Here is a 21,555-nt window from a genome sequence, read left to right on the forward strand (position 1 = left end):
TATCCTTTATGCTTGAAGTTGGCGAAGTTGGAGATATTTTTGTGCAATTTTTTGTGCAATTTGTGGAATCAAACTTGGAGCAATTTCTAAAAAGCTAAGGCTAATAAGCTCCCTTGCTTGTGCTTCAGAATATCCCATTAAACGCAAAACAAAAGAGGGTTGATTAAATCCAAAAAGGCATTCTTGCCCATTGATGATATGGATTCCATCAAAAATTAGGCTTTGGATAAGATTTCTTGCTTTAATGCCTTTTAAGCCTAAAGATAGAGTGTTTGGGGGAGTTTGGTAAAAATAATAACATTCTTCCCCTAAGATTGCTTGTAAGCTATGAAAGAAACTTTGGGACAAATCGAGTTTTTCTATTTTTTGGCGTTTTTGCATAATTGCTTCTGCAAAGACTGCATAGAGGTTTTGGATTTCTAAATAAATGCTTGGGATTCCATAAAAACTTGTTTGGTTAGAAGTTAGGATTCCAAAAGGGCGCATTAAGCCTAGATTTTCCCCATTTAAAAGTAGCATATCTGCTTTAGGCAAAGGGAGATTTAAAGGAATCGTGTAGCTAATATCAATGATTTTTAGCACATTTGCAGGTAAGGATTCTATGGAATTTTGCGTCAAAATATCTTCATTGATATGTGGGAGTATGAAGCAGTCCGCTCCAGAATCTAAAGCATTGTTTAGAAGTTTTTGTGTGATAAAACCTGTGGTGGAATCTGGCAAAAGTGGAATAATGCTTGATTTGCCTTCTAGTTGTAAATACGCTTGATAAAGTAAAGAATGTCCGCTTAGCGCAAGCGCGACTTTGTAATGGCGTGCTAAAAATTGTAACAAAAAATAAAAGGATTCTAAATTAAAACTAAAAGGGCGCGCAATTTGTGCATTTAAAAGAGCGCAAAGCTCGGCATTGTCTTTGCGGAGATTTTGCAAGGCATTTGGGGTAATTGCTTGATAGTTGCAAGTTCTAGTTGTGAGCAATTTTGCATTTAAATCTTGATTTAACTCTGGATTTTGCAGTTTATCTAGCATTGAGATTCCTTATTTAAATGTGCGCTTTCCATTATCATTACAAATATCTGCAAAGCTATCTAAATAATCTAAATAAGTGATGAGGTATTTGCGGCTTAAATTTAGGTGTTTTTTGAAATTATTAAAATCCAAATAACCTTCTGTTTTAATAATTGTGCGCATAAGTTCTAAGAGTTTTGTTAAATGTTCTGCGCAAATAAAGAGTTTATGGCTTAAGCGCAAGACTTTCTTCTCGCTGGTTAAGCGTTTAAAAATCATATCTCCGCTTTTTCTATCAATATCTAAACTCTCATATAAATTATAGGGTGCCATTGGCTCATAGCCTTGTTCGTATAAAGTGGTGTAAAGGGTGTTGTAAAGATAGTTTTTTACACTTTGTGTGCCTTCTAAAATTGTGGTATTTTCTAAGGATACAAAAAAGGATTCTACTTTACGCAGCATATTTTGTTCTAGTAATTCATCAAGCACATCTTGGGCAAATTCTTCGGCGATAAAGCTTTGCTTTTGGCTTAAAAGCGCAGCACTTAAAAGCGCGTTTTTGTTTTTGGCTAAAAGATTTGTTATGACACTTTTAACAAGTTTTCTTGAAGCTTTTGAATAGGCAATCAATTCTTTTTTGCAGACAAAGCATTGTGGAATTTCAGCGGCAATTTCTAAGGCTTTATCTTGTGGAATCCTAAAGCGTTGCATTGCACTAATTAAACCAAAACCTTTTTTGTGCGCTTGTAAAAGAATCTCAAACGCTCCTTTTAAATCTTTATTGCTCAAATGCTCTAAATATTGCAATTTTTGAGATTTTTTCATCGGATCGACAATTGGGCTTAGGATTCTCCCGCCACCTAATGTTTGGTTATCATCGCGCAAAATAAAGCGTTCATCAAAAATGCTAAAAAGTGGAATCTTAGTTTTTAGTGTGGCAAATTTTTTCTTTGTATCTAAAAACAAAACACGACAAGAGCAACGTAAAGCCCCGATATAGAGCATAATTTCGCTGTTGTGTTCAATTTCACAAAAGCTTTGAATTTCAACTTCAACTCTATCAAATCCACGCAAATACCCTTTTTTTGTAAGTAAATCCCCACGTTGAAGGGCATTGTGTGAGATTCCGCTAAGATTAATCGCTACGCGCCCCCCATTATAGGCAATCTCTGTATTTTCTCCATGGCTTTGGAGATTCTTAATGCTTAAGGGCTGTTCAAGTTGTGCGCACCATACTTTATCTTGTATGCTTAAGTTTCCGTCCATTAATGTCCCGCTCACAACACAACCAGAACCTTTAAGTGTGAAAACTCTATCAATGTAATAGCGAAAAAAGCCCAAATCACCACGTTCTTTTTTTGGGAGAGAAAAAAGCGTATTTTTGAGCGCACTAATGCTGTCTTTATTGTGGATTGAAGCGGTAAGAATTTTGTATTGTAGGTTTTCAAAATTTGCAAAAAGTGTAGCTATTTCTTTGCTGCGTTCTTTAAGCAAAGAATCACTCACTAAATCACTTTTGCTAAGCACAACAATGTATTGCGTGATTCCTAATAAATATGCGATTCTTAAATGCTCTATACTTTGGGGCATTACGCCTTCATTTGCGGCAATAACAAGCATTGCATAATCTACACCAAATGCCCCTGCTATCATATTTTTCACAAGTTTTTCATGTCCTGGGACATCAATAAAAGCGATATTTTTATCACCTTGTGTGAGATTTGAAAAGCTTAAATCAAGCGTGATTCCACGCTCTTGTTCTAGTGTTGTGCTATCTCCCCAAAAGCCATTGAGTGCAGTAATCAAACTCGTTTTTCCATGGTCAATATGCCCCATTGTGCCAATGATTAAATTTGTGTGCATTGTGTTCCTTTAAGGAGTGCGTTAAAAGATTCTACAATGCGTTTAGATTCCCCTTCTAAAAGCGTGCGCATATCTAAAATGAGTGCAGAATTTTCTAAGCGCGCAATGATTCCATTCTTGCGCAAATATTTTTCTAGTTTGCTTTCATTTAAGTTTAGAGTATTTAAATCTTTTGCATAAAATGCTACGCCAAAAGATTCTAAATAATGGTTTGGCATTGCCCCACCACCGCTATAACTTTTGGTCGGAATGACTTTAGGGCTAAAACAAGATGGAATCTCTTTTGCGAGAAATTCTGCTTCTTGTTGCAATATTTTTGTATCTTTTAAGAGCATAAAAGCTGTTGGAATCTTGTGGATTTTTCCTTGTAAATACGCATTTAGTGTTGCTTCAAGCGCGGCAATGGTGAATTTATCGACCCGCAACATTCTTAAAAGTTGGTTTTGTTTAAGCTTGTCGATAAGTGCTTTTTTGCCAAAGATAATTCCAGCTTGCGCACCTCCTAAGAGTTTATCCCCACTAAAACTGACAAGGCTAGGATTAAGCGCGGCGATTTTTTCTAAAGAAGGTTCAAAGTCTCCAAGTTGCGATTCTAACAAGCTAAAATATCCGCTTCCTAAATCATAATAATCAATAAGATTTTTTGCTTTTGCGAGATTTGTGAGTTCTTCAAATTCTACTTCTTCTGTGAAGCCATTAATTGCGTAGTTTGATTTATGTGCTTTAAAAAGCATTGCAGAATTTTCGCAAATGGCGTTTTCATAATCCTTTAAATGTGTTTTGTTTGTCGTGCCAATTTCACGCAAAATTGCACCAGAATCTTCCATAACACGTGGAATCCTAAAGCTGCCACCAATTTCTATTAGCTCACCCCTTGAGATAATCACTTCTTTATCTTTTGCAAATGTGTTAAAAATTAAAAACACAGCAGCTGCATTGTTATTGACAACTAGCACATCTTCTGCATTTAAAAGTGCTTTAAAAAGCCCTTGTAAATGGATATAACGTTCGCTTCTTGCGCCTTTTTGCAAATCATATTCTAAATTGTTATAGCGGGTTAAAAGCGGCGCAATTTCTTGCAAGATTTCTTGTGAGAATACACTGCGTCCTAAGTTTGTATGCACGATAATTCCTGTGGCATTAATAAGAGATTTTAAGGATTTTTGTGTCGCATTTTGGTAATTTTTGGCAATACAATTGACACAAGATTCCAAACTTAGAATTTCTCCTCCTTGAAGTAAGCTTTGGCGGTAGCTTTCTAAAAACTCTGCAGTTAGTTTTTTAAGCAATGTTTGATTGGGTGCATTTAGCACTGTATTGAGTGCGCATAGGAGTTTATCTGTTTTTGGAATCTGTCTTAAAAGCGTTTGCATTAATACTCTTTTGGTGGATTTAGTTTTTCTAAGCTTACTGCATTCTTACTTTATTTTCTGTGAAATTTGCTATAATCTTTGTTATTTTAAAATAACAAGGAATTTGCGATGAAAAAGATTCTATTTGCCGTAGATGGAACACAATCTTGTCAAAAGGCAGCGCAGTTTGTAGTAGATTTTTTTGGAGATAGAGAAGATTGTGCAATTAGTATAATTCACGTCAAAACTCCTATTATGCTTTATGGAGAGGCAGCACTTGCAGCATATGAGGAGATTGAAAAAAAGGAAAATGCAGAGAGTGATAAACTCTTAGAGGATTTTAGTGCAATTTTTACAAACAAAGGCGTCAATGTGAGCCAAAAGCTTTTAGAAGGTGAAGCAGTTACTGAAGTGCTAAACTATGCAAAAGATTTTGATTTATTAGTGATTGGACAGAGTGAAGAGAGCTTTTGGAATAAGATTTTTTCAACTAACCAAAATGATTTTTCTGAAAAATCCCCGATTCCAATTTTAATTGTTAAATAATGCAATAACAAAATGGAATCTATTTTTGGATTCCATTTTTGCTAGTGAATTGCTTTATAAATTTGCAACTTTTTCTGCAATGACGCTTCCCATTCTCTCGCATGAACAGACTTCTTTTGCTCCATAGTTTGCAAGGTCTTTTGTGCGGAATCCTTCTTTGAGTGCTGTTTCAATAGCATTATCAATAGCAAGTGCCGCTTGTGTTTGTCCTAAAGAATAGCGAAGCATCATTGCAGCACTTGCTATTGTCGCGATAGGATTTGCGATTCCTAATCCTGCAATATCTGGCGCACTTCCGTGAATTGGCTCATAAATTACCGCTTTTGCTCCAATAGACGCAGAAGGTAATAGTCCAATAGAACCACTAAGCATACTTGCTTCATCGCTTAAAATATCTCCAAAGAGATTCCCTGTTAAAATCACATCAAATTGCTTAGGATTCCTAATAAGCTGCATTGCTGCATTATCAACATACATATGACTTAATTCCACATCTTTATATTCTTTTGCCACTTCATTAACGACTTCGCGCCATAGCTGACTGACATCAAGCACATTTGCTTTATCCACAGAACAGACTTTTTTATTGCGTTGCATTGCTGCTTTAAATGCGGTGTGTGCTATGCGTTTGACTTCATCAACACTATAAACCATTGTGTTAAAGCCCCTATCTTTGTCGCGTCCTTTTGGTGTGCCAAAATAGATTCCGCCGATTAACTCACGCACAACAAGAATATCCACGCCTTTTATAATTTCTGGCTTTAGCGTGCTAGCGTCTATTAGTGCGTCATAAACAGTTGCAGGGCGGAAGTTTGCAAAAACTTCTAAACTTTTTCTTAATTGCAATAATCCACTTTCTGGGCGCAATTCTCTAGGAAGATTATCCCATTTTTCACCACCAATTGCACCAAAAAGCGTTGCATCTGCGTTTAGACAACCATCAATTGTTTCTTGTGGCAAAGGAGAGCCTGTCAAATCATAGGCGATTCCACCCATTAAATAATCTTCAAACTCTAAAGTAAAATTAAATTTTTGTGCAACAACTTTTAAAACTTTTAGTGCTTCATTAATGATTTCAGTCCCGATTCCATCGCCTTTAATCACAGCAATCTTATAGGTTTGCATTATTTTTCTCCTAGCTTATTTTTTGCATAAGGGATTAATCCGCCACTTTCTAAAAGCTCTAGCATAAAAGGTGGAATCGCATTAAATGTGTAGCTACAATTTTGTGTGCGGTTTTGCACGACACCACCTTTTAGGTCAATCTCTAAAATATCACCTTCATTAATAGAATCTGCTTGTTCAATCTCTAAAATTGGCAATCCTGTATTAAAAGCATTGCGATAAAAAATGCGTGCATAACTCTTTGCGATAACTGCGCTAATCCCAGCTCCTTTAATTGCTACTGGAGCATGTTCTCTGCTTGAGCCACAACCAAAGTTTTCTCCTGCTACGATAATATCGCCTTTTGCAATGGAATCCACAAATCCACTTCTCGCGTCTTCCATTAAATGCGAAGCTAAAATTGCAGAATCGCTTGTGTTTAAATAGCGCGCAGCAATGATTAAATCTGTATCAATATTGTCCCCAAATTTCCAAGCTTTTCCTTGTGTTTTTTGTGCATTATCTTTTTGCATAAATTCCCCTTTAATCTGTATAAACTTCGAGTTTTGAGCCATTCCAATACCAATCTTTACTAAAAAGTGTTTTTTTGCAAGATTCTGGAACTTTTAGAAAAAATACCCTTTGTGCTTCTATATCATTTGAAATTAGAGCATGCTCTATGCCTAGCATTAAGTTTTCTGGTGTAACTTTGACATTTTCAACTAAAACATCACGCGTTTCTTGATTAATAATTGTCATTTTTTCTCCTTGCATTAAGGGAATATTATAGCAAAAAATTTTCAAAAATTTTTAAAAATGTCTTAAGATTTGTAGAGATTTATTATTGACAAATCGTTATATATTAAAATATAATTTGGGTAATTTTTAGAAAAAATCTTAAGTGCTTTGGAGGTAGGATTTGCAAGTTCAAGGGCGCATTTGGATTAAAGAGCAAGATAAAAATTTTTTGGGGCATGGCAAAGTAGAGTTGCTAGAGAGAATCGCGCAAAGTGGCTCTATTGCAAAAGCAGCAAAAGAAATGAAAATGAGCTACAAAGCCGCGTGGGATAGCATTGACTTAATGAATAAAGTTGCAAGTGAGCCTTTAGTTGTGCGTGTAACAGGTGGCAAAGGCGGTGGCGGGACACAAATTACCCAAAAAGGTATAGAAGCAATTAGAATCTTTCGGGAAATGGAGCGCATTTCAGAAGAGCTTTTTACGCTTTTTGAAGGAGATTTAGAGGCTTGGGATTCTATGCTAACACAAACAAAAAATTCTAAAATAAGGAGAAGTGCAATGCTGAAAACAAGCGCAAGAAATCAGCTTTTAGGAGAAATTACAGCCATTAAAGAAAGCGCGGTAAATGCTGAAGTAACGTTAAAACTTAAAGATGGAATCCAAATTGTTAGCATTATTACTTTGCATTCTTTAAAGGAATTGGGCTTAAAAGTGGGAATGCAAGCTTATGCGCTTATTAAGGCAAATTGGATTGTGGTTTTCACGCAAAAGCCAAAGGGATTATCTTTGCGAAATTGCATTTGCGGAGAAGTGAGTGCGCTAAAAGAAGGCGCGGTAAATGTCGAAGTTAGCATTAATTGCAAGGGAGAAAGCTTAAGCGCAGTAGTAACAGAGGATTCTAAAGAAAATTTAGATTTAAAAGTTGGGCAAAAAGTTTGGTTTGGTTTTAAAGCAAACAATGTAATTTTGGGAATCTAAAGGAGAGAAAATGTTAAGTAGAATCAAAAAAATAGTAATTGTTGGAATCTGTGGCGTGCTTTTTAGCATTAATGCACAAGCAGAAGAGATTAAAGTTTTAGCGGCAGCTTCATTAAAATATGTGCTTGAAGAAATTAAAAATGATTTTTTAAAAGATAAGCCAAATGATAAGATTGAAATTTCCTATATTTCAAGTGGCAAAGCCTATGCGCAGATTAAAAATGGTTCTCCAACGCATTTATTTGTCGCTGCAGATGTGAGTTATCCTGCAAAACTTTATGCAGAAAAGTTTGCGCCTAATAAAGAAGAAATTTATGCGAAAGGCAAATTGGTGCTTTGGAGTAATACTGCAAGTTTCAAACTCAAAGAATTTGCAGATATTTTAAACCCTAAAATTACGCATATTGCAATCCCTAATCCAAAAGTCGCACCTTATGGCAGAGCTTCAATAGAAGCACTAGAAGCAACAAAAATGCTAGAAAAAGTGCAAGATAAATTTGCAACAGGTGAAAGTATCGGAGCTGCGACAACTTATGTAGAATCCAAAAATGCAGAAGTTGGCTTTACTGCGCTTTCTATGCTTGGTGAGGGTGGAATCAATACGCAAGAGATGAGCTTTGTAGCTATTGATGAAAAACTTTATAAACCCATTGAACAAGCTCTTGTGATTACAAATTATGGAAAAGATTCTAAGCTTGCTCAAGTATTTAAAGATTATATTTTAAGTAAAAGTGCAAAAGAAAAATTTGTAAAATTTGGTTATAGTGTTGAATAGATTTCAAGCGATTCTGACTAACTTTAGCGCGCAAGATAGTATTTTGCGCTTACATTTGTTGTGTGATAGTTTGGAATCGCAAATGCTTAGCGCGCTATTGTTAGAGGATTCTGCATTTTTAGAGCCATTTTTGGGAAAAACCTTAGAAATTGGCTTTAAAGAAAATAATGTTGTTGTAGGATTAGAGCTAAAAGGTTTGCATAATGTCTTTAAAAGCGAGATTGCACAAATTCAAACAGATACGCTTTTTGCAAGGCTTGTGTTAAAAGCTACTAAAGAGATTTCAAATTACACAATCACAGCTCTATGCCCATTAGATTTTATCACGCAAAATACTTTAAAAATAGGGGATTGCATACAATGGCATATCCCTGAAAACTCTGTAATGTTGTATTTGTAATGCAAAATTTTGAAAGTTTTTTTATCACAATGCTTTTGACTTTTAAAGTCGCATTGATTACAACTTTTATATTACTTCTCATTGCGATTCCACTTGCATATTTTCTTGCTTTTAATAAAAGTAAAATTACTCCTATTTTAGAAGCAATTGTTTCTATGCCTTTGGTTTTGCCCCCTAGTGTGCTTGGATTCTATCTTTTAATTACTTTTAGTCCGCAAAGTCTTTTGGGGAAGTTTTTACTAGAAACTTTTAATCTCAAACTTGTTTTTAGCTTTGAAGGATTGATTGTAGGTTCCGTGATTTTCTCTCTTCCTTTTATGGTAAATCCTATTCAAGCAGGTTTTTCTACCTTGCCAAAATCACTTTTTGAAGCAGCCTTAACACTTGGTAAGAATCGCTTTGTGATTCTTTATTCTGTTCTTTTGCCGAATATTTCTCGCTCTTTACTTGTTGGAATCGTAGTAACCTTTGCACACACCATTGGAGAATTTGGTGTAGTGATGATGATTGGGGGAAATATTGAAGGTGTAACACGTGTTGCAAGTATTGCAATTTATGATGAAGTGGAAGCTTTAAATTACACCTTAGCGCATCAATATGCTTTGACACTTTTTGTGATTACTTTTTCAATCTTACTTTTGACATTTTATTTAAACAAAAGAGGCGCAAAGTGATTGTTTTGGACTTTGAAAAACGCCTTTTAAGCGCGCAAGGAGAAATGACGCTAAAAGTGGATTGCGCACTTAAAGAGAAAGATTTAATCACACTTTTTGGAAAAAGTGGAGCAGGCAAAACAACAATATTGCGTATTTTAGCAGGGCTTATTGAACCAGATTTTGGGCGCGTTCAAGTTGGTGATACAATATGGTTTGAGCGTATAAAAGGGGCAAAAAAACCCTCAATTAATCTTCCACCACAAAAGCGCTCTATTGGTTTTGTGTTTCAAGATTACGCGCTTTTTCCAAATATGAGCGTAGAAGAGAATCTATTTTTTGCCTTGCCTAAAGGAGCGGATAAGAAAAAGATTGTAGAGTTATTAGAGATTACAGAATTACAAGCATTGGCAAAGCAAAAACCAAGCATGCTAAGCGGGGGGCAGCAACAGCGCGTAGCATTAGCGCGTGCATTAGTGAGAAGCCCAGAAGTTTTGTTGCTTGATGAGCCATTTTCTGCTTTGGATTCTGTAATGGCGCATAAGCTGCAAGAAGAATTACTAAAAATCCATCATCATTTTGGTTTAAGCACTTTTCTTGTTAGCCATAATTTTGGGGAAGTGTTTTTTCTTTCAAATTTTGTGCTTTGTATTGAAAAAGGTAGCATACAAAAGCAAGGGAATCCAAGCTTTGTCTTTTTAGAGGATATGCCAAGTGGGAAGTTTCGTCATAGTGGAGTGGTGCTAGAGATTAAAAAAAGTGGGCTTGTGTATCTTGTGAGCGTGTTGATTGGAAATGAAATCACACAAGTTACTGCGCAAAAAGAAGAAGTGCAGGATTTAAAGAATGGAGATTTTGTAATGCTTGCTGCAAAAGCGTGGAATCCCGTGCTAACAAAAATTAATAATGTGCAAATACAATCCTAATTGTGTTATAATACGCGCTTTTATTTTTATTAAGGAGAATTTATGGCTGTTTGGAGCGAAGGTTACTTTACAGATATAGAATATACAAGTGGCTATTTTAAAGAATTAAGTCCATTGCTTTTAAATCTAAATCTAGCACTAGCGGGATATGATATTCCTTGTGGGGGGGAAGACATTTGTCCTCCAAAGGATTTTAGCTATTTAGAGCTTGCATTTGGTCGTGGAGGAAGTATTAATATCCACGCTGCAACAACAGGAGGAAAGTATATGGGAACAGACTTTAACCCTACGCAAGTTGCAATGGCAAGGGATTATGCGGTAAGTGATAATATTACTTTATATGATGATAGTTTTGAAGAGCTATTAGAGCGTTTTGAAAACGATAAGCCACAATTTGATTATATTGTCTTTCATGGGCTTTTTTCTTGGATTAGCCAAAAGAATCGTGATATTATTCTAAAAATTATTAAAAAGTTTTTGAAAGTCGGTGGAGTAGTTTATAATAGCTATAATTGTATGCCCGGATGGTCTCCAAAAGCTCCTTCAAGAGAAATTCTAAGTTTGTATAAAGTTATAGGTTCTGCAGAGATTGATACGCAAACTTTTGTCAAAAATAGTTTAGGTTTTATGGAAGAGTTTTTAAAAGTAAATCCCGCTTATGCTACGAATGTTCCTCAAAATAGACAATTTGTAGAAGATTTAAAAGATAAGGATTCTGCTTATATTTCCCATGAATATCTTAACCAAAATTGGGATTGTTTTTATTTTTATCAAGTTGCAAAAATGATGGAAGAAGCCAAATGTTCTTTTGCATCTAGTGCAGAATGTCTTCAGCAGTTTGATAAGTTTAATGCTATGGCAGATGCAAATAAATTTTTTGGCAAATTTCAGAATAAAATCTTTAAAGAACAATTAAGAGATTATTATTTAAATCGTCAGTTTAGGAAAGATATTTATATTAAAGGAGCTAAAGTCATCACGCACAAACAAGGTATAGATAGATTTATGAATACACATTTTGTGCTAACTAATCTCCCAAAAAACTTCAAAGATAAAGTGCAATGTGCAATTGGTGAAATTAACATTAAACAAGAAGTGTTTGAGCCAGTCTTAAAAGTTTTAGAAAAAGATTCCTTTAGACCAAAAACTATGCGAGAAATTGCGCAAGAGTGCAAGTTAGAGTTTGGACAACTCTTAGAGATTTTGATGCTTGCGTTGCACCAAAATATGATTAGCCCTGCGCAGCCTCTGACTGCAGAAGGAAAAGAGAGAGCAAAGCTTTATAATGCTAATGTCTTAGAGAGACTTGTGCGTTATGAGCAAGCGAGTTATCTTGCATCTCCTGTTAGCGCGACAGCATTTATGGTTTCGAGTGCAGAACAAATTGCTATGAGTGCTTATATTAAGGGAAGCAAGAAGGAATCTGAGCTTGTAAATTTTGTCGTAAAACTCTTTAAAGAAAACAAACGATATATGATAAAAGATGGAAAAGTTTTAGAAAAAGATTCTGAAAATAAAGAAGCAATTAAAGAAGTTGTGAAAGAATTTTTAGAGAGAGTTCCACTTTATAAGGCACTTGGAATTTTAGAATAAGCTTTTATAGCTTATTCTTCTAAGACACAGATTTCGCGGTTTTTAATCGCTATTAAAGTATAATAAGAAACGATACAGACGATAATTATTGTTAATGCGATTCTTGAAGAGTTTTTAAAAGATGCAGGAAACTTTAAAGAAGTGCAAAAAAGAATCCAAAAAGCCTCCTGAGTTTATTGCGCATAAAGACTGAGATTATGATACAAGGAATCTTAAAAGGGATTTTAAAGATTTAGAGAAAATTCTGTTGTTTATTTTAGTAAGTTTAGTAAAAGGGAATGAAAAATATGAGATTGCCAACCTCAAACTTAATAGCTAGAAGCCGATTTCTAACTATAACCCTTTCAGAGATGGCTAATTCTCCTAACACGCTCCCGTGCAGACGGCTAGTTTTGGACTAAGTATAGTTTATTATACCAAAAACATTAAAGGATAAGCAATGCAATTTATGACTTTAGAAGGGCTAGAATCAAAGCTTAATCAATTTACAAAGAATCTCTAAAGCTCGAAACCATTTTAAATGTAATCGGAAATCAAACAGCAAAGTAACTTTGTAAAACAAAAGAGGCAATAAGATTCTTATTAAAAGTGGAAGTTTAAGCCATTCTATCCATTGCCAAACTTCAAACAATAGCGTCCAAGTAGGCGCAATTTAAAATACGCTCTCATTTATCAATTTGGTGGTAAAGCAGGTAAATAAGAAGGTTAATATCCCTCGCGCCCTTTTTTACCCATTAATAAAAACAAGCAAATTCCACAAGATTTAGGATTAGAGTTAGAAGAGTTAGTTAAGGGTTGGGTTAAAGAGGGGTTGAAATAGCCATAGTTTGAAAACTACTTTAGAAAATCTTGATTGGGAAAAGAAAGATTATAGAGTTCCCTATAAGCCTCAACGATATTTACTTCTCGCTCGTTTATGATTATATTCTTTTTGCGAATATCTTTTCCAATATTTAAAACCTCTTGTAATCTTATCTGTTTAAACTTGTCAAATAGTGTTTTATCTTTTTGCTTGATATTATTGATGGCAAGTCTAAAAACCATTTTATAATTATCAAGCGTTCCCCTATAAAGGTGATTTTTTGCTTTTTCAATATTTTTCAAATCATCATTGCCATTATAGGCGCACATAAAAAGATGAGACATTGCATTATTGAATTCAAGCAATGATTGTGTTAGAACGCTTCTACCTTCTTTGTCTTCTTTAAAGTCTTGCGAGCCTTGATGGACAATGCGGTCTATTATCCGAAAATCGCCACAGGAGATGCAAAAATCAGTCAAAATATTTTTAAAATTTTCATCAAGCAAAGAATAATCAAAGTTACTTTCTTCAAATTTGTCAATTTCTATATTTAAGCATTCATTTTTGGCATCTCTAATGTAGTTGTCAATATCTTTATGGAGACTAGAAATTATTTCTTTAAATTCGTTTTCTTTTATATTTTGTGCAACAATAATAGCTTTAAAAATATCCCTAAACTCTAGCAATAAATCAACATTTCTTCCGATTTTCGTTTCTTGTTCAAGGGAGTGAATTAAATCATATTGAAGATATCTTCCATACGCAAAGAAAAAACGATTAAAATTGTCTTTTAGCAATTCTTTCCTCTATTCTGTATTCTTGATATATTTTGTCTAACAAATCACTAGTTTTCTTCAAACTTTCATTTAGCTTCTTATTATCCTTACCATAAGTTAATTGCCCGACATTCCCAGTATAATCATGATAGCTATCTACATAATTTACTTTCCCGTAGCTGTCTCTTTGTGCGCTTTTTTGATTATTCATTATATGCTCCATCCCCAAAAGAATCTTGAATTAAATTAAGGTATTCTTTTGGGCTAATGTTTAACAAAAGAATCCAAATTAGTTTTGGTTGTTCTGTTGCGAAAACTTCTTTTTTTTAATATTTTATTTTAGATAAAATATTAAAAAATATATCATTTTTTTGCTTAAAAAGGTGAAACTTGTTTTTGCATAAACTAAAAAGAAATTTAGAAATATCCAAAATAAAGAATAATATTAATTAACAAAAAGGATTTTGTAATGATTGTATCTGTTATAAACAAAAAGGGCGGCGTTGGTAAAACCCCCTTTGCTTTTTCAGTTGCTAAAGATTTGGGACACTTCCTCCAAAGTAACGATAATTCTATTTTATAAAGCACTTGGAATTTTAGAATAAGCTAATAAGCTTATTCTTCTAAGACACAGATTTCGCGGTTTTTAATCGCTATTAAAGTATAATAAGAAACAACACAAACGATAATTACTGTTAATACGATTCCAAAAATTCCCAAAAATACATAAAAGCTAGAATGAGAAATTGTATAAAGTTCTAAAGCACAGAGTGTAAAAGCTGCTGTTGGGAATGTAAAAGCCCACCAAGAAAGCGCAAATTTAACTTTTCTAAATACACCAAACATACTAATCATTAAAAGCATAAAGAAAAGTGCAATGCTAAAACTTGCACTTGCGATTCCAAATAAGCTAGAAATATGGCTTAAATCTTTAAAAAGCACAAGAATATCAAGCGCAAACACGCTAGGTGGAGCGATAAAAATAAAGAGTGTTGGTAGGAATTTTTGTGGGAGATTTTCTCCAAAAACTAGGCGAATAAGAAGTGCGGCATTTAGTAAAATCCAAAAAAAGCTTCCCATACCAAAGTAAAAAATAAGAATCTCAAAAGGAATTATGTAGTTTTGTGTGTTAAACTGCATTCCAGCAAGCGGAACAATGAGATTTCCTACAATGGGAATAAACCACGCAGGATTTGCCATTTTTTGTTGCATTTCATTGACAAACCAAAAGCGCACAACATAGAGACTAAAGATAAGTTGCAGCCCAGCCCCGATATAAAAAAGACTTAAAGCTAAGCTTTGTGGAATAAAAGGCAATAAAAGCATAAGCACAATTAAAATAGAGACAGAAGTTGCGGCAAAAAAGTTAATGCGAATAGGGTGTTTTAATTCTTTTTTAAAAGCATTAAAGTATTTGATGATTTTTAGTCCATAGAGTAGCGTAATAACACAGAGTAAAAAAGTGCTAAAGATAACAAGAGAGATAAAGAGCCAATGTAATTGTGCAGATAAATCAAAAACTTTCATAGACTTACTTACAACAAGAGATAATCCCCCTATTCCCATAATGCTAGCAAAAAACATAATAGGAAAGTGTAGTAGCCAATTTTGTGTAGAATCCACTTGGCATTGTGTATTTTGCGATTCCATAGTATTTCCTTTAGTTGGAATTAAGAGCAAAAGTATATTCTAAAGCGCAGTTGTAATCTGTGATAAAATTACAAATAAGAATCAACAAAACGCAGTATAATATAAAAAATTCATCATTTTTGGAAATGGAGGGTTTTTGTCGTGGCTGGGTTTTTGCAAAAATATCAAAAAATAAATAATATTAGTTTAAAAGCTAAAATCATTATTGCAGGGTTTGCAGTAGCATTTGTTGGCTTATCTATGGTTGTGCTTTTGGTGGGGGATAAGAATTTTGATTTTGCAAAAGAAACCACGACAAAATATGCACAAGCAATCTTAAAAAATCAAGCAAGAATTATTGAAAAAAATATAGATTTAGGTTTTGAAAATACCCAAAATATTTCAGTGCTTGCTATTGAAAGTCTTAAAGCCTTAAGAGAGCTTAATAGAACGCGTTTATGTGATGAGAATTGCGCAAGTTTGTTGCGTGGTTATTTAAATGAAATAGTTGCACAAAATGCTTTTCATAAGTCAGCATTTGTCCGTTTTTTTAATGGTGAAACTTATGCAAGCAAAGATGCTAAGGATACACTTCCTTTAACACTTTCAGTTGCAGAGCTAAATGCGTTATTTAAAGCAGGAAATACGCAGGCTATTTTTATTCCAAAAATTGAGCCAAAACCAAAAGAAAGCGCAGATAAAACACCCGTGTATGCGCCTGTTTATTTGCTAAGTAAAATCACTTATAATTCTCAAGAGCTAGGAATTAGTGGAATCGCATTTGATATGCAAGAGCTTGGAGAGTCTATTAAGAAAGTGAAAATTTTAGAAAGTGGTTTTGTTGTGCTTCTCTCGCAAGATAGTATTGTGCTACATCATAAATTCTTCCATGTCTTTAACCGCCCAATGGAGAAAGTGGATAAAAATGCCAATGCGTATTTAAGCGAAACTCTAAAAGGAAAAGAAATAATTTTTGACCGCATAAGTCCTAATACAAATGCCCCAATAACTACGATTATGGAGCCTTTAACGTTAGGTAAAGATGGAATCCATTGGGCTGTTTTTGCAAATATTCCACTTAATGAAATGTTGCAAACTGCTAAAGAGAATCGTAATTTTGCGGCTATGATTTCTTTGATTGTGCTTGTGCTAATTTGTGCGGTAATGTATTTTGTGGGACATACGATTTACAAACACTTAAATAGTATTAAATTAGGTTTGCAAGAGTTTTTTGATTATCTCAATAATAAGAGAAATAATTTCAAAAATATCGTCATTGTTTATCACGATGAGTTAGGAACAATGGGAGAAATGATTAATCAAAATGCTCAAAATATTAAATTAGGCTTAGAAAAAGACCAAATTGCCATTAAAGAATCTTTAGAAACAGTAGCCAAGATTGAACAAGGGGATTTAAGCGTGCGGATTAATGCAGAGCCAAATAATCCAAAGCTAGTTGAGCTAAAAGATGTGTTAAATACAATGTTAGATGCTTTGCAGGAAAATATTGGTTCAAATTTGAAAGAAATTGCAAATGTGCATAAAGCATTTTCTGAATTAGACTTTACAAAAACTTTAGCAAATCCAAGAGGAGATGTTGAGATTATTACAAACAAACTTGGTGAAGAAGTTTCTAAAATGTTGCGTTTTAGCGCAGAATGTTCAAACACATTGAATGCAAAAAGCAATGCCCTGATGAATTTGCTTAATGATTTAGCCGAAAAATCTAATACGCAAACACATTCTTTGCAAGAAGGCTCACAAGCAATTGCGCAAATTGCACAAGATATGCAAGATAGTAACGCAATGATTAAAGAAGTTGCAAAGCAAAGTGATGAAATTAAAAGTATTCTTAATATTATCCAAGATATTGCAGACCAAACAAACTTACTTGCCCTTAATGCAGCAATTGAAGCAGCAAGAGCTGGGGAGCATGGAAGAGGATTTGCTGTTGTTGCAGATGAGGTTAGAAAGCTCGCAGAGCGCACAGGAAAGAGCCTTAGAGAGATTGAGGCATACACAAATACGCTTGTGCAATCTATTAATCAAACAGGTGAAAATATCAACAATCAAGCAGGTGCTATGCACGCAATTACGCAGTCTATTAATGCAGTAGAGGAAATTACAGAGCAAAATAACTTGATTGCAAAAGAAGTGAGCATTATTGGGCAAGATGTTGCAAAACTTGCTGATGAGATTTTAGAAGATGTTAATAAGAAAAAATATTAAAAGATGTTGGAATCTCTAAAGAGTGAAACATAAAGATTTTATTTTTTTATGGTAGCTTTATTAAAAAATGCTACAATTTTGGAATTTTTTAACTAGAGGTGGGAATGTATCAGAAATTACGCCCTTTCATCTTTAAATTAGAGCCAGAAGTAGCACATAGCGTTGTAGAGTATGCTTGTAAAATTGCTCTAAAGATTCCAACTTTTCTTCCTTGCCTTGCTAATAAATTTTGTTTTTATGATTCTCTTTTGGAGCAAAAAATTGACGGAATGCGTTTTTTAAATCCCATAGGGCTTGCAGCGGGATTTGATAAAAATGCTACGATGATAGAATCGCTTTGCGCAATGGGTTTTTCGCATTTGGAGCTTGGAGCAGTAACGCCTTTGGCACAAAGTGGAAATGAAAAACCGCGTCTTTGGAGACATATTCAAGAAGAATCAATCCAAAATGCGATGGGATTTAATAATGATGGTGCAAATGCAGTGAGCGCGCGTTTAGATAAATGTTATCCCTTTGTTTTGCCTTTAGGGGTAAATATTGGAAAAAATAAAGCAACTGCTCAAGAAGACGCGATAAAAGATTATATAACTTTAGCGAAAGTTTTTAGCGCAAATACAGATTATTTGAGTGTGAATATTTCTTCTCCAAACACTCCAAATTTACGCGATTTACAAAATGAAACTTTTGTAAAAGAGCTATTTAGCGCATTGTGTGAAGTCTATAAAAAGCCCATTTATTTAAAAATTGCACCGGATTTAGAAATAGATTCCGCATTAAGCCTTGTGGAAAGCGCAATTAATAGCGGCGCAAAAGGAATCATTGCGACAAATACGACTTTAGATTATTCCCTTGTCGCAAACCCAAAAGAAAAAGGCGGAATCTCTGGAAAAGTGTTAGCACCAAAATCACGTGAAATGTTAAAACAGATTGCCACAACGCTAAAAACAAAACAGCAAAAAACCACACTAATTAGTGTAGGTGGAATCGCAGATGCACAAGAAGCTTATGCGCGTATTCGTTTGGGCGCAAATTTGATTCAAGTGTTTAGTGGAATCATTTTTGAAGGTCCTAGTTTGCTAAGACGTATTAATAGTGGCTTAAAAAATTATTTAGAACGTGATGGATTTAATCATATTAGTGAAGCAGTGGGTGTGGATTTATGAAAGTCTTGCGCGTAATTTTTGCAATATTTTGTGTAGAAATCTTTTTTGTAGGAGTTTTGATGGCAGAGAGCGGAACGGTAAAATCTGTGCTTCCAAAGCATTATAAAAGCGTGTTAAAAAATGGTTTAGAAGTCGTGATTATCCCTTTAAAGAATCAAAGCGGCGTGATTACAACTGATGTGTTTTATAAAGTGGGTAGCCGTAATGAAGTAATGGGAAAAAGTGGAATCGCACATATGCTAGAGCATTTAAATTTTAAATCCACAAAAAATCTAAAAGCAGGGGAATTTGATAAGATTGTTAAAGGTTATGGTGGAGCGACAAATGCTTCAACAGGCTTTGATTATACGCATTATTATATTAAATCAAGCACGCAGAATCTCAATCAATCCCTAGAGCTTTTTGCAGAGCTTATGCAAAATCTTAACTTAAAAGATGAGGAATTCCAGCCCGAGCGCAATGTCGTAGCAGAAGAGAGATTATGGCGCACAGATAATAATCCTATGGGGTATTTGTATTTTAGGCTTTTTAATACGGCTTTTGTGTATCACCCTTACCATTGGACGCCAATAGGTTTTATGGACGATATTAGAAATTGGAATATAGAGGATATTAGAGCATTTCATAGTGTGTATTATCAACCTAAAAATGCAGTGATTGTTATTGCGGGGGATATTGATGAAAAAGAAGCATTAAAGGCTGTTAAAAAGCATTTTGAGGGGATTAAAAATACAAAAGAGATTCCACAATCTGTTTATATGCAAGAGCCAAAACAAGATGGAGAAAGACGAGTGCGCGTGCATCGCCAAAGTGAAATTGAAGTTTTAGCACTTGGTTATAAGATTCCACCTTTTAACCATAAAGACCAAATTGCGCTTAGTGCATTGAGTGAAATTTTAAGTGGAGGGAAAAGTAGTCAGCTTGTGCGTGAGATTGTGGATAAAAAGAGGCAAGCAGTCGAAATTTATGCCTATAATATGGATTTGGTAGATGAAGGGTTATTTGTTTTTATGGGAATTGCAAATACCGGCGTGCCTTTGGAGAGTTTGGAAAAGTCGATTTTAAAAGAAATAGAAACCATTAAACAAGGCAAGCTTAAGCTTAAGGATTTGCAGAAAGTTAAAACAAATATGCGTGCAAGTTTTTTATATGAATTAGAATCTAGTAGTGGGGTGGCAAATCTTTTTGGGAGCTATATTGCGCGTGGAGATTTGGAGAGTTTGTTGCATTTTGAAGAAGCTTTTGAGAATTTATCGCTACAAGATGTAATAGAAGTGGCGCAAAAATATTTTACACCAAAGAATGCGACAATTCTAACCCTAACAAAATAAGGAAATATATGCAGGTAAAAAATCCAGTAGAAGGTGCTATGACAGCGTTAGTAACGCCTTTTAAAAATGGAGTGCTTGATTTAGAGAATTATGAAAGTTTGATTAAGCGACAGATTAAACACGACATTGATGCGATTATTCCTGTTGGGACGACAGGAGAAAGCGCGACTTTAAGCCATAAAGAGCATAAAGAGTGCATTGAAGTAGCAGTGAGTGTTTGCAAGAATAGCAATGTTAAGGTGTTAGCGGGTGCAGGGAGTAATTCTACACAAGAAGCTATTGAGCTTGCAAAATTTGCCCAAGATTGTGGAGCAGACGCGATTTTATGCGTTACGCCTTATTACAACAAACCAACGCAAGAAGGCTTGTTTCAGCATTATAAAGCTGTGGCAAATGCTGTTGAGATTCCTTTAATGCTTTATAATGTGCCAGGGCGCACGGGAGTAAATTTAGAAACCAAAACCATTTTAAGATTATTTAATGAGATTCCAAATATCTATGGCGTCAAAGAAGCAAGTGGAAGCATTGAAAAAGTGATTGATTTAAATATGAGTGCCAAAGATTTAAGCATTGCAAGCGGAGAAGATGCGATTAATTATCCGATTCTCAGCTGTGGAGGAAGGGGCGTGATTTCTGTAACTTCTAATCTTTTGCCAAATAAAATTGCAGAATTAACCCATGCTCTTTTACAATCGCATAATTATGAGCGTGCAAGAGAGTTAAATAATGAGCTTTATGCAATTAATAAAGCATTGTTTGTAGAAAGCAATCCGATTCCTATTAAAGCAGCAATGTATTTAAGTGGGCTTTTAGAAACTTTAGAATATCGCTTGCCATTGGTTGCTCCAAGCGCAGAAAATCTAAAATATCTTGAAAGAATCTTAAGTCAATATGAGGTAGTGCAATGAATGAAAATTTTAAAGGTAAGACATTAGTTATTAGTGGTGCAACGCGTGGAATAGGCAAGGCGATTCTTTATCGTTTTGCACAAAATGGTGTGAATATTGCTTTTACTTATAACAAAAATGAAGAAGAGGCAAACAAAATCATCGCAGATGTGGAATCACAATTTGGCGTTAAAGCAAAAGCGTATCCTTTGAATGTTTTAGAGCCAGAAACTTATAAAGATTTGTTTGCAAAAATTGATGAAGATTTTGAACGTGTAGATTTTTTTGTTAGTAATGCAATTATTTATGGTAAAAGTGTCGTTGGAGGGTTTGCGCCTTTTATGCGTCTAAAGCCAAAAGGGCTAAACAATATCTACACTGCTACCGTGCTTGCTTTTGTCGTAGGTGCGCAAGAAGCGGCTAAAAGAATGCAAAAAGTAGGGGGTGGAAGCATTATTTCTTTAAGCTCTACGGGGAATCTTGTGTATATGCCAAATTATGCAGGGCATGGAAATTCTAAAAATGCGGTAGAAACTATGGTAAAATACGCAGCGATGGAGCTTGGGGAGTTTAATATCCGCGTTAATGCAGTTAGTGGCGGTCCTATTGATACAGACGCATTAAAAGCCTTTCCAGATTATGCAGAGATTAGGGCTACTGTGGAAGCGCAAAGCCCTTTAAATCGTATGGGACAGCCAAGTGATATTGCGGGGGCTTGCTTATTTTTATGCGATAATACTTCGAGTTCTTGGCTAACAGGGCAAACGATTGTTATTGATGGGGGAACAAGCTTTAAATAAGCCA

21 protein-coding genes are annotated in these 21,555 nt (G+C 34.7%); 12 read left to right on the plus strand and 9 right to left on the minus strand.

The window, feature by feature from the left end:
* Positions 1 to 6: 6 nt before the first annotated feature.
* The 3 genes from LS70_RS02515 to selA are packed head-to-tail and all read right to left on the minus strand — an operon-like array spanning position 7 to position 4,241.
* Positions 7 to 1,026, minus strand: a complete 1,020-nt coding sequence (locus LS70_RS02515) for a nitrogen fixation protein NifS (protein WP_138109311.1) — start codon at positions 1,024 to 1,026, stop codon at positions 7 to 9.
* Positions 1,027 to 1,035: 9 nt separating this feature from the next.
* A complete protein-coding gene (gene selB, locus LS70_RS02520) occupies positions 1,036 to 2,868 on the minus strand; it encodes a selenocysteine-specific translation elongation factor (protein ID WP_034290326.1) in 1,833 nt (610 codons plus the stop codon).
* A complete protein-coding gene (gene selA, locus LS70_RS02525; RefSeq protein ID WP_034290324.1) occupies positions 2,853 to 4,241 on the minus strand; it encodes an L-seryl-tRNA(Sec) selenium transferase in 1,389 nt (462 codons plus the stop codon). Before selA ends, selB begins: the two co-directional genes overlap by 16 nt.
* Before the next feature lie 108 nt (positions 4,242 to 4,349).
* On the opposite strand from selA, the gene LS70_RS02530 reads away from it, so the two are divergent.
* The gene (locus LS70_RS02530) at positions 4,350 to 4,766 is read left to right on the plus strand and encodes a universal stress protein (protein ID WP_034290322.1); all 417 of its coding nucleotides are present in this window, start codon (positions 4,350 to 4,352) and stop codon (positions 4,764 to 4,766) included.
* 54 nt (positions 4,767 to 4,820) lie between these two features.
* On the opposite strand, the gene leuB is transcribed toward LS70_RS02530, so the two are convergent.
* From leuB to LS70_RS02545, 3 genes are read right to left on the minus strand one after another with little or no spacing between them, the layout of a single operon-like run.
* Positions 4,821 to 5,891 carry a 3-isopropylmalate dehydrogenase gene (gene leuB, locus LS70_RS02535; protein ID WP_034290320.1) on the minus strand — a complete coding sequence of 357 codons (1,071 nt, stop codon included), beginning with the start codon at positions 5,889 to 5,891 and terminating at the stop codon, positions 4,821 to 4,823.
* Positions 5,891 to 6,403 (minus strand): 3-isopropylmalate dehydratase small subunit, encoded by a 513-nt coding sequence (locus LS70_RS02540; protein WP_034290318.1) that lies wholly within the window; start codon positions 6,401 to 6,403, stop codon positions 5,891 to 5,893. The genes leuB and LS70_RS02540 overlap by 1 nt, the downstream gene beginning before the upstream one ends.
* A 10-nt stretch (positions 6,404 to 6,413) precedes the next feature.
* Positions 6,414 to 6,629: a hypothetical protein gene (locus LS70_RS02545; protein ID WP_034290316.1), complete on the minus strand. Its 216-nt coding sequence runs from the start codon at positions 6,627 to 6,629 to the stop codon at positions 6,414 to 6,416.
* A gap of 160 nt (positions 6,630 to 6,789) precedes the next feature.
* Here LS70_RS02545 and LS70_RS02550 point away from each other — a divergent pair, with 160 nt between their 5' ends.
* Genes LS70_RS02550 through LS70_RS02575 form a run of 6 tightly spaced genes read left to right on the plus strand, consistent with a single transcriptional unit; the run spans position 6,790 to position 11,934 of the window.
* Entirely contained in the window at positions 6,790 to 7,587 is a 798-nt protein-coding gene (locus tag LS70_RS02550) for a TOBE domain-containing protein (RefSeq protein WP_034290314.1), read from the plus strand.
* 10 nt (positions 7,588 to 7,597) lie between these two features.
* Entirely contained in the window at positions 7,598 to 8,362 is a 765-nt protein-coding gene (gene modA / locus LS70_RS02555; RefSeq protein ID WP_034290313.1) for a molybdate ABC transporter substrate-binding protein, read from the plus strand.
* Positions 8,355 to 8,762 (plus strand): hypothetical protein, encoded by a 408-nt coding sequence (locus tag LS70_RS02560; RefSeq protein WP_034290311.1) that lies wholly within the window; start codon positions 8,355 to 8,357, stop codon positions 8,760 to 8,762. Before modA ends, LS70_RS02560 begins: the two co-directional genes overlap by 8 nt.
* Entirely contained in the window at positions 8,762 to 9,436 is a 675-nt protein-coding gene (gene modB / locus LS70_RS02565) for a molybdate ABC transporter permease subunit (RefSeq protein ID WP_034290308.1), read from the plus strand. The genes LS70_RS02560 and modB overlap by 1 nt, the downstream gene beginning before the upstream one ends.
* A complete protein-coding gene (locus LS70_RS02570; protein WP_034290306.1) occupies positions 9,433 to 10,341 on the plus strand; it encodes an ATP-binding cassette domain-containing protein in 909 nt (302 codons plus the stop codon). The genes modB and LS70_RS02570 overlap by 4 nt, the downstream gene beginning before the upstream one ends.
* 42 nt (positions 10,342 to 10,383) lie before the next feature.
* Complete coding sequence (locus LS70_RS02575) at positions 10,384 to 11,934, plus strand: class I SAM-dependent methyltransferase (RefSeq protein WP_034290304.1); 1,551 nt, start codon at positions 10,384 to 10,386, stop codon at positions 11,932 to 11,934.
* Positions 11,935 to 12,768: 834 nt separating this feature from the next.
* Here LS70_RS02575 and LS70_RS02580 read toward each other — a convergent pair.
* From LS70_RS02580 to LS70_RS02595, 3 genes are all read right to left on the minus strand, one after another.
* A complete protein-coding gene (locus tag LS70_RS02580) occupies positions 12,769 to 13,533 on the minus strand; it encodes a hypothetical protein (protein ID WP_034291412.1) in 765 nt (254 codons plus the stop codon).
* Positions 13,514 to 13,723 (minus strand): CJH_07325 family protein, encoded by a 210-nt coding sequence (locus LS70_RS02585; protein ID WP_034291410.1) that lies wholly within the window; start codon positions 13,721 to 13,723, stop codon positions 13,514 to 13,516. The genes LS70_RS02580 and LS70_RS02585 overlap by 20 nt, the downstream gene beginning before the upstream one ends.
* 404 nt (positions 13,724 to 14,127) lie before the next feature.
* Entirely contained in the window at positions 14,128 to 15,162 is a 1,035-nt protein-coding gene (locus LS70_RS02595; protein ID WP_138109312.1) for an SLAC1 anion channel family protein, read from the minus strand.
* Between the two features lie 141 nt (positions 15,163 to 15,303).
* Between LS70_RS02595 and LS70_RS02600 the strand changes: the two genes are divergently transcribed.
* From LS70_RS02600 to LS70_RS02620, 5 genes are all read left to right on the plus strand, one after another.
* Entirely contained in the window at positions 15,304 to 17,370 is a 2,067-nt protein-coding gene (locus LS70_RS02600) for a methyl-accepting chemotaxis protein (protein WP_236096425.1), read from the plus strand.
* A 104-nt stretch (positions 17,371 to 17,474) separates the two neighbouring features.
* A complete protein-coding gene (gene pyrD / locus LS70_RS02605; protein ID WP_034290478.1) occupies positions 17,475 to 18,533 on the plus strand; it encodes a dihydroorotate dehydrogenase (quinone) in 1,059 nt (352 codons plus the stop codon).
* Positions 18,534 to 18,592: 59 nt separating this feature from the next.
* Positions 18,593 to 19,864: a M16 family metallopeptidase gene (locus LS70_RS02610; protein WP_034290492.1), complete on the plus strand. Its 1,272-nt coding sequence runs from the start codon at positions 18,593 to 18,595 to the stop codon at positions 19,862 to 19,864.
* Between the two features lie 8 nt (positions 19,865 to 19,872).
* Positions 19,873 to 20,772 carry a 4-hydroxy-tetrahydrodipicolinate synthase gene (dapA, locus tag LS70_RS02615; RefSeq protein ID WP_034290477.1) on the plus strand — a complete coding sequence of 300 codons (900 nt, stop codon included), beginning with the start codon at positions 19,873 to 19,875 and terminating at the stop codon, positions 20,770 to 20,772.
* Positions 20,769 to 21,551, plus strand: a complete 783-nt coding sequence (locus LS70_RS02620) for an enoyl-ACP reductase (RefSeq protein ID WP_034290476.1) — start codon at positions 20,769 to 20,771, stop codon at positions 21,549 to 21,551. Before dapA ends, LS70_RS02620 begins: the two co-directional genes overlap by 4 nt.
* Positions 21,552 to 21,555 lie beyond the last annotated feature (4 nt).

Source organism: Helicobacter sp. MIT 11-5569 (assembly GCF_000765695.2).
In the GTDB taxonomy this organism is placed as follows: domain Bacteria; phylum Campylobacterota; class Campylobacteria; order Campylobacterales; family Helicobacteraceae; genus Helicobacter_D.

Bases quoted from the DNA above. Each gene is read 5' to 3' on its own strand.
- LS70_RS02515 (WP_138109311.1), bottom strand. From the start codon at position 1,026: ATGCTAGATAAACTGCAAAATCCAGAGTTAAATCAAGATTTAAATGCA.
- selB (WP_034290326.1), bottom strand. From the start codon at position 2,868: ATGCACACAAATTTAATCATTGGCACAATGGGGCATATTGACCATGGA.
- selA (WP_034290324.1), bottom strand. From the start codon at position 4,241: ATGCAAACGCTTTTAAGACAGATTCCAAAAACAGATAAACTCCTATGC.
- LS70_RS02530 (WP_034290322.1), top strand. From the start codon at position 4,350: ATGAAAAAGATTCTATTTGCCGTAGATGGAACACAATCTTGTCAAAAG.
- leuB (WP_034290320.1), bottom strand. From the start codon at position 5,891: ATGCAAACCTATAAGATTGCTGTGATTAAAGGCGATGGAATCGGGACT.
- LS70_RS02540 (WP_034290318.1), bottom strand. From the start codon at position 6,403: ATGCAAAAAGATAATGCACAAAAAACACAAGGAAAAGCTTGGAAATTT.
- LS70_RS02545 (WP_034290316.1), bottom strand. From the start codon at position 6,629: ATGACAATTATTAATCAAGAAACGCGTGATGTTTTAGTTGAAAATGTC.
- modA (WP_034290313.1), top strand. From the start codon at position 7,598: ATGTTAAGTAGAATCAAAAAAATAGTAATTGTTGGAATCTGTGGCGTG.
- modB (WP_034290308.1), top strand. From the start codon at position 8,762: ATGCAAAATTTTGAAAGTTTTTTTATCACAATGCTTTTGACTTTTAAA.
- LS70_RS02575 (WP_034290304.1), top strand. From the start codon at position 10,384: ATGGCTGTTTGGAGCGAAGGTTACTTTACAGATATAGAATATACAAGT.
- LS70_RS02585 (WP_034291410.1), bottom strand. From the start codon at position 13,723: ATGAATAATCAAAAAAGCGCACAAAGAGACAGCTACGGGAAAGTAAAT.
- LS70_RS02595 (WP_138109312.1), bottom strand. From the start codon at position 15,162: ATGGAATCGCAAAATACACAATGCCAAGTGGATTCTACACAAAATTGG.
- pyrD (WP_034290478.1), top strand. From the start codon at position 17,475: ATGTATCAGAAATTACGCCCTTTCATCTTTAAATTAGAGCCAGAAGTA.
- LS70_RS02610 (WP_034290492.1), top strand. From the start codon at position 18,593: ATGGCAGAGAGCGGAACGGTAAAATCTGTGCTTCCAAAGCATTATAAA.
- dapA (WP_034290477.1), top strand. From the start codon at position 19,873: ATGCAGGTAAAAAATCCAGTAGAAGGTGCTATGACAGCGTTAGTAACG.
- LS70_RS02620 (WP_034290476.1), top strand. From the start codon at position 20,769: ATGAATGAAAATTTTAAAGGTAAGACATTAGTTATTAGTGGTGCAACG.